Source organism: Nostoc sp. PCC 9305, from assembly GCF_963920915.1.
GTDB lineage: Bacteria > Cyanobacteriota > Cyanobacteriia > Cyanobacteriales > Nostocaceae > Nostoc.
Map to the genome: position 1 here is coordinate 30,045 of NZ_CAWUDN010000024.1, position 12,833 is coordinate 42,877.

Annotated in this window: 11 protein-coding genes; 7 read left to right on the forward strand and 4 right to left on the reverse strand. The window is 44.6% G+C overall.

Annotated features, from left to right (window positions below; all coding sequences use genetic code 11):
* Positions 1–125: 125 nt before the first annotated feature.
* The 3 genes from ACM0OX_RS11365 to ACM0OX_RS11375 form a co-directional block, all read right to left on the reverse strand.
* Positions 126–1,349 carry a type II secretion system F family protein gene (locus tag ACM0OX_RS11365; RefSeq protein ID WP_414514960.1) on the reverse strand — a complete coding sequence of 408 codons (1,224 nt, stop codon included), beginning with the start codon at positions 1,347–1,349 and terminating at the stop codon, positions 126–128.
* 134 nt (positions 1,350–1,483) lie between these two features.
* A complete protein-coding gene (locus tag ACM0OX_RS11370) occupies positions 1,484–2,611 on the reverse strand; it encodes a type IV pilus twitching motility protein PilT (protein ID WP_094347367.1) in 1,128 nt (375 codons plus the stop codon).
* A 117-nt stretch (positions 2,612–2,728) separates the two neighbouring features.
* Entirely contained in the window at positions 2,729–4,735 is a 2,007-nt protein-coding gene (locus ACM0OX_RS11375) for a GspE/PulE family protein (RefSeq protein ID WP_414514961.1), read from the reverse strand.
* Positions 4,736–5,104: 369 nt separating this feature from the next.
* Here ACM0OX_RS11375 and grpE point away from each other — a divergent pair, with 369 nt between their 5' ends.
* Both grpE and dnaK read left to right on the forward strand, forming a co-directional pair.
* On the forward strand, positions 5,105–5,851 hold the full coding sequence (gene grpE / locus ACM0OX_RS11380) for a nucleotide exchange factor GrpE (protein ID WP_335201268.1): 747 nt from the start codon (positions 5,105–5,107) through the stop codon (positions 5,849–5,851).
* Positions 5,852–6,077: 226 nt separating this feature from the next.
* On the forward strand, positions 6,078–8,036 hold the full coding sequence (gene dnaK / locus ACM0OX_RS11385; protein WP_414514962.1) for a molecular chaperone DnaK: 1,959 nt from the start codon (positions 6,078–6,080) through the stop codon (positions 8,034–8,036).
* Positions 8,037–8,281: 245 nt separating this feature from the next.
* On the opposite strand, the gene ACM0OX_RS11390 is transcribed toward dnaK, so the two are convergent.
* Positions 8,282–8,524 carry a hypothetical protein gene (locus ACM0OX_RS11390; protein ID WP_414514963.1) on the reverse strand — a complete coding sequence of 81 codons (243 nt, stop codon included), beginning with the start codon at positions 8,522–8,524 and terminating at the stop codon, positions 8,282–8,284.
* A 171-nt stretch (positions 8,525–8,695) separates the two neighbouring features.
* Here ACM0OX_RS11390 and dnaJ point away from each other — a divergent pair, with 171 nt between their 5' ends.
* The 5 genes from dnaJ (at position 8,696) to ACM0OX_RS11415 (ending at position 12,692) form a co-directional block, all read left to right on the forward strand.
* The gene (dnaJ, locus tag ACM0OX_RS11395) at positions 8,696–9,826 is read left to right on the forward strand and encodes a molecular chaperone DnaJ (RefSeq protein ID WP_414514964.1); all 1,131 of its coding nucleotides are present in this window, start codon (positions 8,696–8,698) and stop codon (positions 9,824–9,826) included.
* Positions 9,826–10,083 (forward strand): sulfurtransferase TusA family protein, encoded by a 258-nt coding sequence (locus tag ACM0OX_RS11400; protein ID WP_414514965.1) that lies wholly within the window; start codon positions 9,826–9,828, stop codon positions 10,081–10,083. Before dnaJ ends, ACM0OX_RS11400 begins: the two co-directional genes overlap by 1 nt.
* Positions 10,080–11,246: a small ribosomal subunit biogenesis GTPase RsgA gene (rsgA, locus tag ACM0OX_RS11405; RefSeq protein WP_414514966.1), complete on the forward strand. Its 1,167-nt coding sequence runs from the start codon at positions 10,080–10,082 to the stop codon at positions 11,244–11,246. The genes ACM0OX_RS11400 and rsgA overlap by 4 nt, the downstream gene beginning before the upstream one ends.
* A gap of 92 nt (positions 11,247–11,338) precedes the next feature.
* The gene (locus ACM0OX_RS11410; RefSeq protein WP_414514967.1) at positions 11,339–12,079 is read left to right on the forward strand and encodes a Uma2 family endonuclease; all 741 of its coding nucleotides are present in this window, start codon (positions 11,339–11,341) and stop codon (positions 12,077–12,079) included.
* A 43-nt stretch (positions 12,080–12,122) separates the two neighbouring features.
* Positions 12,123–12,692 (forward strand): Uma2 family endonuclease, encoded by a 570-nt coding sequence (locus ACM0OX_RS11415; RefSeq protein WP_414514968.1) that lies wholly within the window; start codon positions 12,123–12,125, stop codon positions 12,690–12,692.
* The last annotated feature ends 141 nt before the right edge of the window (positions 12,693–12,833 follow it).

The window sequence follows — 12,833 nt, forward strand, 5'->3', positions numbered from 1 at the left end:
GGAGTTAAGAGTTAGGAGTTAAGAGTTAGGAGTTAGGAGTTAAAAATAAAATTAATCAGTTAGAAGTTAAAAATTAGGAATAAAAAAAGTTAATTCCTAACTCCTAACTCTTAACTATTAATCTTTTATCCCAGCTTTTCAAATACCGCAAACATCGGCAGATACATCGCTAGCAAAATGGTTCCCACCATTCCCCCTAGAACTACAATCATCACCGGTTCTAAAATACTGGTCATTGCTTTTACTGCTTGCTCGACTTCATCTTCATAGAAATCGGCAACTTTCATCAACATTCCATCTAATTCTCCAGTTTCTTCTCCGATACTAATCATCTGAATTGCCATAGCCGGAAAAACGGCATCTTTTTGTAAAGCAATGCTAATCATTCCTCCTTGTTGAATCTCCATGCGGGCTGCATCTATGGCATTGGCAATTACTTGGTTTCCTGATGTATCTCGGACAATTTCTAAGCAAGTTAAAATTGGTACACCTGAACGAGTCAAAGAACCAAAAGTCCGGCTAAAGCGGGCAACTGAAGATTTTTGAATTAAGTCACCAAACAATGGCATCTTCAGGGAAAGACGATCGATTGTGATGCGACCAACAGGAGTTTTAGAGTATTGTGTAAAAGCAATTTTTAGTCCTATAAGAGCAGCGAGAAGGATGAAAGCACTCGGACTTCTCAAAAATTTACTAGCATCCATCAAAAATTGCGTTAGAGGTGGTAATGAGATTCCAATTTGTGTAAAAATCGTGGCGAAAATCGGAATCAGAAAAATAGTCATGCCAAGAAATATCGCAACTGCGATAAAACCCACTACCGTTGGATAAGACATTGCTGATTTGATTTGGTTTTGTAATCGGGCAACATCTTCTAACAACTTAGCTAAACGATTCAATACTTCGTCTAGAACACCACCAACTTCGCCAGCTTGAATCATACTCACATATAATCCATCAAAACAGTCAGGATGCTTTCGCATTGCCTCTGAAAGATTCATTCCGCTTTGAACATCGGTGCTAATCTCCACCAGGGCTTGTTTCAATTTAGTATTACTACACTGTTCGGAAAGCACCCCCAGACTTCTAACGATCGCAACTCCCGCATTCATCAAAACGGCAAATTGACGCGAAAAAACGGCTTTGTCTTTCACAGAAACCTTAACCAAGGAATTCTGGAAATTTTTGAAGGCAACATCTGGCTGAAATCCCTGAGATTGCTTGAGTTCTTGGATTACAAAACCTTGATCTCTGAGATTAGTCCGAGCTTGTACCAAGGATTCGGCAACAATTTTTTCGGTTCGAGATTTTCCTTGCGAATCCCGAACACGGGCAACGAAGTTTGGCATAAAATAAATTCAAAATAGTTGTTATTAATTGGGTATGGGACAATTTTATTTTGGATTTTGGATTGAGGATTTTGGATTAAATTTCAATCTAAAATCCAAAATCTAAAATCTAAAATTATTACTCCCCACTTCCTTTAATGCGCTTTGGCAGCCGCACCAGGTTTCGCACCTGCTGCCTGTGGTGGCACAGAAGTACCGATAAGACGTTGGATTTCATCTGGCTTAGAAGTCTTAGACATGGCCGCTTCAAAGGAAATGGTTCCATTTTTGTAAAAATCGGCTAAAACCTTCTCTAGAGTTTGCATCCCCAATTTGCCACCAGTTTGAATAGCTGAGTAAATTTGAGATGTTTTGCCTTCTCGAATCAAGTTAGAAATAGCGGGAGTGACAATCAGAATTTCTTGAGCCATTACCCGACCATACTCACCAGGTTTAGGGCTTTTCTTGGACACTAAAGTTTGGCTAAATACCGCCACTAACGAGTTAGACAGTTGTACCCGCACCTGGGTTTGTCTTTCATGGGGGAAAACGTCAATAATCCGGTCAACCGTTTGTGCAGCGGAACTGGTGTGTAGCGTACCAAATACCAAGTGTCCTGTTTCTGCTGCGGAAATCGCCAAGGAAATCGTTTCTAAATCGCGCATTTCCCCTACCAGAACAATATCTGGATCTTCCCGCAAAGCTGCTTTCAAAGCATTAGCAAAGCTCTTAGTATCTTCACCTAGTTGTCGTTGGTGAACCAAACTTTTAATTGGTTCGTAGACAAATTCAATTGGGTCTTCCACCGTCAAAATATGCTCTGCCTTGGTGCGGTTAATCAAGTCAATCATTGCCGCTAGGGTCGTTGTCTTGCCGGAACCTGTAGGGCCTGTCACCAGAATTAGCCCTCTGGGCTTATCTGTCATTTCTCGCACGATATCTGGCAAACCTAACTTTTCAAAGTTAGGAATCTTAGAACTTAATGCCCGTAAACAAGCAGCATAAGAACCACGTTCTTTATAAACATTGACCCGAAAGCGAGCCAAACCCTTAACACCATAAGAACAATCCAACTCCCAGTTCTGCTCTAAGGTTTTACGCTGGGTGTTGTTAAGCATACTAAAAATCAGCCTTTGACATTGATCGGCTGTCAATACATGCTCACCTATGGGCGTAAGTTTGCCACTGATGCGGAAGTAGGGAGGCAAACCTGCGGATAAGTGCATATCCGAGCCACCCAATTCAATCAACTGCTCCATCAAATCTTCAATCATCATTTCCATAGTTCTGCTTCCTTTTAATGTTTTTTATTTGTCATTTGTCATTTGTCCGTTGTCATTTGTTTAAAGTTATTAAGCATTCACCAATGACTAATGACTAATGACCAATGACTATTAGTCTTAAAACCGAGCTGTCATACAGTAAGGACAATCCAACCATTCTTGTTTCAATGTGGCATCGCAACTCCGACAGGTAAGACCAGTCTTGCGTTTGGCTTTTAACTCTGCTTCCAAACCAGTATCAGTAAACGTCACTCGTTCTACTTCTTCTAAAGTGGTGGAACCTTCGCGCACTAAGTCTAAACTGTAAGCCAGCAAGGTTTTCATCCCCTCTTCTATTGCCACTTCCTTGATGCGTTCTGTGGGTGCATCTTCGTTAATGAGAGTTTGCAGGTTTTCGGTGACTCGCATAACTTCATAAACACCACAACGCCCTTTGTAACCGTTGCCATTACATTTTGGGCAAAGATGATTTTTGGCTTTGGCATCTGCGATCGCATCTAATGTCAAGGTGTTAGCTTTATAGAAAGTGACTCCCACATCAGAGGAAGCTGATAGACCATAACGAGCTAGTTCTTCAGTTGTAGGAGTGTAGGGAACACGACATTCAGAACATACACGCCGCACCAAACGTTGAGCTAGAACGCCAATTAGGGAACTAGAAACCATGAAAGGCTCAATCCCCATTTCTCCTAAACGAGCGATCGCTCCTGGGGCATCATTGGTATGTAAGGTAGTTAATACTAAGTGACCGGTCAAGGCAGCTTCAATTGCTGTTTTTGCTGTTTCCTTATCTCGCGTTTCACCCACCAGTAGCACATCTGGATCTTGCCGCAAGAAAGCCCGCAACGCAGTAGCAAAATCTAGCCCTTTTTCCCGAATTACCTGTACTTGAGTAATCCCTGGAAGACTGTACTCAATTGGGTCTTCTACGGTACTGATATTAATTCCGGGATCGTTCTTTTCAGAGAGTGCAGAATAGAGCGAGGTTGTTTTCCCAGAACCAGTTGGCCCAGTTACCAAAATTAGCCCAAAGGGACGGCTAACCATATCCTGGACAATATGTAAAGTCTCTGGATCGGTAATCAACTTATCTAATCCCAGTTGGGTGGAGGAGTTATCCAAAATCCGCAGTACCACCTTTTCCCCGTAGCGACTGGGTAAGGTATTCACCCGGAAGTCCACCTTACGTCCCTCAAACATCCGGCGGATACGTCCATCTTGGGGTAGACGGCGTTCAGCAATGTCTAGATTGGAGATGATTTTAAATCGGGCTGTCACCGCCGGAATGATTTTTTTCGGTAGGGGATCGAAAGCTTCCTTTAGTACCCCATCCTTCCGAAAGCGAATGCGTAAGTTTTCTTCTTGCGGTTCGATATGAATATCAGAAACGCCCTCATGCAAGGCTTTAGCCAGGATTCTGTTGACTAAGTTGATGACTGGGGCATCCTCTGCACCCTTCATCGCTGCCCCCAGATCGGCCTCCATTTCTTCAGGAGCATCCGAAAGATCGAGATTTCCGAGGTTTTCTAAATCCTGATTAATATCTGTAAACTTTTCTTGCTCCAGGTGCTTCTGCTTCACAGCCATTTCATCCAAATATTGGTTGATTAGCTGTTGGTAATCTTCCTGGGTAATCACCATACGCTGCAAGGCCAAACCTTGGGGGCGCAAGATGCGGTTCAGGTCATCGGAAGCCTCTAGATTATCTGGAGCAACCATCGCCACTAAAACTGAGGGCGGGGTTTGGTCTTCGTGTTTCGACAGTGGTACTAAACGATGGCGACGGCAGATATCCACTGGGATGAGGGTTTCAATCAGGTTCCCCATCATCGTGTTGCCAACGGAATTGACTTCTGGATCGAGAAATTCAACTCCGTATAGTATTTTCAGTTCAAATAGTTGCTGTTTTTTGTATTGCCTGAGTAACTCAGGCGATAGTTGTTGCCCAGTGATTGACTCTAATACTTCTGTTAAGGGTCTGCCAGATTTGCGGCTTTCAATTAATGCCTGCCTCATCTGTTCGGTATTGACATAGCCAGATTGCACTAGCTTGTTGCCGAAGGGCGAAAACTCTGTTCTAGTAGTTAGAGCGGTACTGCGCCGTTGTGGTGACGAGTAAGTCATAAATGAGCAATTGAGTAGGGGAAACCTCTGCTTAAAGTATTCCCAGGCTGTGAGACAGAATTCTCATTTCCCAAAAAAGTCCTGAGTAACGTCGCTTTGCTCGAAATTCAAAATTCAAAATTAAAGATATTTTCAAATAAGATGAGGGGCGAGTCGCATTTGGCGCTACTATTGCAAATTACTCGTTCGGGTTCCCGCCTTAGTGGTGTCTGGGCTAACGTGTTCACCATTTGTCACAATAAGAGGACGGTTATATCACTTCCAAGAACTTGTCGGCAATAAAATCAGCCTCAGTTGCAAGTCGTGGATGACGACGGTTGCAAGCTGTAGAGATACACTGCCATAAATAGGATCTGGAATGAATAGACAATGATCGATGAAAATAAACAGATAAACAATACAAGCCAGCAATTGGGTGAACCAACAGAGGTAAAGCAAGCAATGAAGAGTGACTTCCCAGCCCAAACTAATTTCAATGAATCTGGCAGCGAGGTGACAGAGCAAGTGGCAGCCCAAACAAATATATCAGGCGATACTGCTGTCAATTCAGAAAATAGCGTCGCTGCAACTGAAAAAACTGAAGTAGAAAGGGCAGCTTTGGCAGAACTGACTCAACAAATCGAGTCCGTCAAAACGCAACTAGAAGAGCGTAGTACTCAATATATGCGGATTGCCGCTGATTTTGAGAATTACCGGAAACGCACTAGCAAAGAAAAAGAAGACCTAGAGTTGCAGGTGAAGCGGAATACGATTTTGGAATTGCTGCCAGTAGTCGATAATTTTGAGCGGGCGCGATCGCACCTCAAACCACAGTCTGATGGCGAAATGACCATGCACAAAAGTTACCAAGGCGTTTACAAACAATTAGTAGATAGCTTGAAACGTTTGGGTGTATCGCCAATGCGTCCCGAAGGTCAAGAATTCGATCCTAACCTGCACGAAGCAGTAATGCGGGAACCTACGGATGAACATCCTGAAGGAACAGTGTTAGAAGAGTTAGTGCGCGGATATTACTTGGGCGATCGCGTGCTACGCCATGCAATGGTCAAAGTAGCTGCTCCCAAGGAAGATACACCTTTTGCACCAGAAGATCAGTCGAGTTCAGCCAGCAGTTAAGCTGTAGTCGCTCGCCTCGCTGACCTCAAGTGCCTGGGTTATAGCAAAGACGAGCATCGCGTACCTAAAACTTGGACAAGGCTTTGGATAACTCTCTGTGTTTCAACTTCTTTCTTGCTACCAGCAACAGGGGTTCCACAGACGTTATCCGCTAGCCTTTGTTCTTAACAAAAAAGTTAGTCCGCGACATATTACAGCATAAATTTCAGTAAAAATACTGGCAAATATGGGAAAAGTTATTGGGATCGACTTAGGCACTACTAACAGTTGCGTCGCAGTTTTGGAGGGTGGTCAACCACTTGTGATCTCCAATTCTGAAGGTGGACGAACTACTCCAAGTATTGTGGGATTTGGGAAGAGTGGCGATCGCTTGGTTGGTCAATTGGCAAAGCGCCAAGCCGTAACCAATGCCGAAAACACGATTTACAGTATTAAACGATTCATCGGGCGGCGTTGGGAAGATACTGAAATAGAACGCGATCGCGTCCCCTACAACTGTGTCAAAGGTCGAGACGAGACTGTTGATGTCCAAATTCGCTCAAAAAACTATACGCCCCAAGAATTATCTGCGATGATCCTGCAAAAGCTGAAGCAGGATGCGGAAAACTTTTTGGGTGAGGAGGTCACTCAAGCAGTGATCACCGTACCAGCATATTTTACAGATGCCCAAAGACAAGCAACTAAAGATGCTGGCACGATTGCTGGACTAGAAGTCCTGCGAATCATCAATGAACCAACAGCTGCGGCTTTAGCTTTTGGATTAGAAAAGCAAGACCAAGAGCAGCTAATTTTAGTATTTGACTTGGGAGGCGGTACTTTTGACGTATCGATCCTGCAACTTGGGGATGGCGTTTTTGAAGTAAAGGCGACTTGTGGTAATAACCACTTGGGTGGAGACGACTTTGATAATGCGATCGTCCTTTGGATGATGGAACGTTTCCAAGAACAAGAGAAAATCGACCTTTCCAAAGACAAAATGGCACTGCAACGCCTGCGGGAAGCTGCGGAAAAGGCAAAAATTGAACTCTCCAGTATGGTGAATACCTCCATCAACTTGCCATTTATCACAGCGGATGACACCGGGCCAAAGCATCTGGAGATGGAACTCAGTCGCTCGAAATTTGAAGAACTCGCCGCGAAATTAATTGAAGCGACCATCGAACCACTGATCCAATCGCTCAAAGATGCGGATCTCAAACCAGAAGCCATAGATCGGATTATTTTGGTAGGTGGTTCTACCCGTATTCCGGCAGTCCAAAACGCGCTAATTAAGTTTTTCAACGGCAAAGCTCCCGATCGCTCCATCAACCCTGACGAAGCTGTAGCATTGGGAGCGGCTATTCAAGCAGGTGTGTTAGGTGGTGAAGTCGATAATCTCTTACTACTGGATGTCACCCCTCTGTCCTTGGGAATTGAAACTTTGGGTGAAGTGTTCACCAAAATTATTGAACGCAACACCACAATTCCTACGAGTCGATCACAAGTTTTTTCCACCGCCGTTGATGGACAAACCTCAGTGGAAATTCACATTCTCCAAGGTGAACGGGCGATGTCACGAGATAACAAGAGTCTCGGCAAGTTTCTGCTCGCAGGGATTCCCCCATCTCCCCGTGGTGTACCGCAAATTGAAGTATCCTTTGAAATCGATGTCAACGGCATCCTCAAGGTTTCTGCCCAAGATAAAGGTACAGGTAGAGAACAGAGTATCAGGATTACCAATACAGGTGGTTTGAGTAGCAACGAAGTCGAACGGATGCGCCAAGAGGCCGAACTGTTTTCCGAAGAAGATAAAAGACGTAAAGAACTGGTTGAACTCAAAAACCAAGCAGATAATTTGTTGTTCAGTTATGAATCCACCATCAAGGATAACAGCAACTTTATCGGCGACCAAATGAAAACTTTGGCTAGTGAAAAAGTTGAACAACTCCAAGCGGCAATGATTGACTCCAGCATTTCCACAGTGGAATTTAAACAGCGCTTAGACGACTTCCAACAAACCTTGTTTGCAATTGGTGCTGATGTTTACAATCGAGCTAACAGCCAAACTGATGAGATTGAGGGGGGTTCATCTGGTCACTTTACCCCAGAAGTAGACTCACCAATGAATGGCACGCTAATACCACAATTCAACTTTGATTTTGACGAAGAAAGTACAGCTCAGGCTGATTATGAGGCGATAGATTAGGGGTTGGGCATTGTGTATGGGCACAAGAGGCAGAGGGGCAAGGGGGCGGAGGGGCAGACGGGAAAAACTTACTGCAACTTCTCCTCTGCTCCCCTGCTTTCACTCCCTAAGTTGTTAAATTTTATTAAGACATTTTAATATATCTAAATATTTAGCGAAGTTTCACAAGACCCCAGTCCTTTGCTAGATTGTAGAAGCAAATTACTTTGGGCTAGGCAATGTGCAAGTTCAGAGCCAATCCAAAGCTAAGGGTGGTTTTCCACACCTAATGGTGCGGCTAGCCCCTCTGGTTGATGGGCGAGGTTTTCCTCTCCTACGTAGCACAATTGTAAAAGAGACAGCCGACTCGGCAGTGAGAAGTCTGAGCAGAGGCTTCCCCTGTTCCTAACTTCTATAGCTTTTGTCGTCTCCCACGAGGAAAGCATCTGTTGCTCAAGATTTGTCGGTGATTTTTGTAAAAGGTAAAGGGTAAAATCAGTTATTAACAAAAATTAATTTTATCTTTTGCCTGCCTTCCGGCAAGCCACCCTCTAACAGGATAATGTGTTGCTCTTGCATATCTATCTGTAAGCAAAACACTTATCCATCGGGTAGCAAGTGACCGTGAATGACGTTCTACTGACTTCTGCTTTCTTCCTTCTAACTTTTACCTTTGCTATATGGCCCGCGACTACTATGAAATCCTGGGTGTCTCTCGTGACACTGACAAAGAAGAAATCAAACAAGCCTATCGCCGTCTAGCCCGGAAGTATCACCCAGATGTGAACAAAGAACCGGGGGCGGAGGATCGCTTTAAAGAAATTAACCGCGCTTATGAGGTACTATCAGAACCCGAAACCCGCGCTCGTTACGATCGCTTTGGCCCAGAGGGTGTATCGGGTGCTGCTGGCGCGGGCTTTCAAGATGTCGGCGATATGGGTGGTTTTGCCGATATCTTTGAAAGCATTTTTAGTGGCTTTGCTGGCGGTATGGGTAATCCCACCCAACAAAGACGCCGCAGTGGGCCTGCGAGGGGTGATGACCTGCGGCTAGACCTGAAGTTAGACTTTCGGGAAGCGATATTTGGCGGCGAAAAAGAAATTCGCATTTCCCATCTAGAAAATTGTGAAGTTTGTAGCGGTTCTGGTGCTAAACCTGGAACCCGCCCTCGGACTTGTTCGACTTGTGGCGGATCGGCTCAAGTACGGCGTGTGACTAGAACACCCTTTGGCAGTTTCACCCAAGTATCAACTTGTCCCACCTGTAATGGAACAGGGATGGTAATTGAAGATAAGTGTGACGCGTGTGATGGTAAGGGCGCAAATCAAGTCACAAAGAAACTCAAAATTACCATTCCAGCAGGGGTGGATAATGGCACACGTTTACGAATTTCTAGTGAAGGAGATGCCGGTCAACGTAGTGGCCCTCCTGGGGATTTATACGTTTACTTGTTCGTAAATGAGGACGAGGAATTCCAACGGGATGGAATTAATATTCTCTCGGAAATCAAAATTAGCTACCTGCAAGCGATTTTAGGTTGTCGGTTAGAGGTAGATACAGTCGATGGGCCGGTAGAACTAATCATTCCGGCTGGAACTCAGCCGAATACAGTGATGAAGTTGGAAAATCGCGGTGTACCCCGCTTGGGTAATCCCGTAAGTCGTGGGGATCACATGCTGAATGTATTAATTGATATTCCCAACAAAGTCACCCCAGAGGAGAGGGAACTGCTGGAGAAGCTAGCTAAAATTAAGGGCGATCGCACTGGTAAAGGCGGTCTAGAAGGATTTTTGGGAAATTTATTTAAGTGATGATGCCCTCTTCTGTTTTAACTCCCGACGCTCAACTTGATTTACGCGGCACCCCTTGCCCCATTAATTTCGTGCGGACAAAACTACGTCTAGAGAAAATGCCATTAGGAGGTTTGCTAGAAGTCTGGCTAGACCCTGGTGAACCGATTGAGCAAGTTCCTGATAGTTTGACAATGGCAGGTTATCAGGTGGAACAAATTACAGACTGCACTAATTATTTTTCTCTATTAGTGCGCCGTCCAGTTGCTAACCAATGACAGGGGAAAATTTTGCCGTAACTGGACAGTTATTGGGTACGGTGGTGGCTGTACAGGCTAATTTTTACCGAGTACAGATGGATCAAGAGGCAGGGGAGCAGAGGAGCAGCACTTCTCTACGAGAGGCTTCGCCAACGACTACGCTCAGTGACCGAGGAGCAGAGGAGAAACTGGATTTAAATGCCTCTTTGCCCTCGCCTCCTCTGTTGCTTTGTACCCGAAGAACACGGCTGAAAAAAATCGGACAACAGGTGATGGTAGGCGATCGCGTTGTGGTAGAAGAGCCAGATTGGGCTGGGGGACGGGGAGCGATCGCTGATGTTTTACCCCGCCAAAGTGAGTTAGATCGTCCGGCGATCGCCAATGTAAACCAAATTCTCTTGGTATTTGCCGTTGCCGATCCACCTTTGGAACCTTATCAGTTGAGCCGATTTCTGATTAAGGCTGAGTCTACTGGTTTGGATGTGCTTTTATGCTTGAATAAAAGTGATTTAATTTCACCCCAGGAACAACAACAAGTTAGCGATCGCCTGCTCGGTTGGGGCTATGAACCAATCTTTATCAGTGTTAAAGATGGTATTAATACTGAGCAAGCAGCCAAATACCTGAGCAATAAAATTACTGTAATAGCTGGGCCTTCCGGGGTTGGTAAATCCAGCCTGATTAATACGCTGATTGACTCTGCCAAGCTGCGAGTCGGAGAAGTTTCTGGCAAACTGGCTCGTGGTCGTCATACCACTCGCCATATAGAATTATTTGAGTTACCTAGTGGTGGTTTACTGGCAGATACTCCCGGTTTTAATCAGCCTGATATGGATTGTGTCCCAGAAGAATTAATCCATTACTTCCCAGAAGCCAGAAAGCGGTTAGCAGTTGCTAGCTGTCGGTTTAGTGATTGTCTGCACCGAGATGAGCCTGAGTGTGTGGTGCGGGGAGACTGGGAACGATACGAACATTATTTAGAATTTTTGGACGCTGCGATCGCTCATCAAACACACTTACACCAACAAGCCGATCCAGAATCTACCATGAAGTTAAAAAGCAAAAGCAAAGGCAAAGGGCAGAGTCAATACGAACCCAAGTTAGAAAGTAAAAAATATCGCCGGATTTCCCGGAAGACTCAGTTACAAGACTTGCAAGAGTTATATCGGGATGAGGAATAAGGAGTGCGATGTCTATGACCGGCTGTGCCTACGCATTCATAATGCAAAGGTTGGTCGCGATAGCATAGATACAAACATAAAAACTATCTTGTATGTCTCAGCCCCTTGCCAACACCCCTAGTTTACAAGCTGTCACTGAGAGTATAATTTTCCCACCGGGTGATATCTATAGTGACGAACCCCCCTTGGAATCTGACTTACACCGCGAACAAATTGATTTACTCATTCGCTTGATTAAATGGTGGTGGCGCGATCGCGAGGATTTTTATGCTGCCGGCAACCTGACGATCTATTTCAGTCCCAACCAGAAAAAGTCACAAGAATTTCGAGGGCCGGATTTTTTTGTGGTTTTAGATGCAGAAAAAAAAGACCGCAAAAGCTGGGTTGTATGGCAAGAAGATGGCAAATACCCCAATGTGATTATTGAGCTATTATCTAATTCCACTGCCTCGGTTGATAAAGGTTTAAAAAAGCAAATTTATCAGAATACATTTCGCACTCCAGATTACTTTTGGTTTGACCCAAATAACCTAGAATTACAGGGATTTCACTTAGTTGATGGGCAATATCAAGAACTTGTACCCACTGATTCTGGTTGGTTGTGGAGTCAGCAGTTAGGGCTGTATTTGGCAGTATATTTGGGCAAATTACGCTTTTTTACACCAGATAAGCAGTTGGTGATGTTGCCAGAGGAAGAATCAAACCAACAGTTACAGGAGGTAAACCAACAGTTAGAGCAAGTAAATCAACAACTAGAACAAGAACGTCAACGGGCTGCAATCTTGGCAGAACGCTTACGAGCCGCAGGTATTGATCCTGAGCAAATATTCTAAAAATAGAATCTTATCTCTAAACGAGGTATAGGAAAATAATGCTATGAACCAAACAATATCCGATCGAGTCCGTTGGACAACCTCAGACTTAGAATTACTTGCAACTGACGAATGGAAGCGTTATGAGATTATTGACGGAGAACTATTTGTGACTAGAGCGCCTCACTGGAAACATCAAGGCACTGCGGGCAATATATGCTTAGAATTACAAATTTGGTCTCGCTCTAGTGGGCTAGGGGAAACCCGTCAAACTCCCGGTATAATTTTTACAGATGCCGATAATGTGATACCCGATGTAGTTTGGATTAGTTATGAGCGTTTAGCACAATTGCTAGATGATGAAGGGCATTTGAGAGGAGCGCCAGAACTCATTGTGGAAGTGCTTTCTCCTGGGACAACTAACGAACGTAGAGATCGAGAAGCCAAGCTAAAACTATACTCATCCACAGGAGTCCAAGAATATTGGATTGCAAATTGGCAATTACAGCAGCTAGAACTTTATCGCAGAGAAGCTGCCCAATTAAAACTGATCGCAACCTTGTTGGCTGATGACGAAATCACATCACCACTTTTACCAGGTTTCGGCGTTCGAGTTCAGCGTTTTTTTATATAATTCTGGCGTAGGCGTAGCCCGCACTCTCTACGAGACGCTGTGCGTAGCTTGAGCTTGCTTCCCCGGAGGAGTACGACTTGGCTCAGACCTACTAGGCATCGCTCATCAAACTCAGCTGCACCTGCACCAACAAGCTAGGCA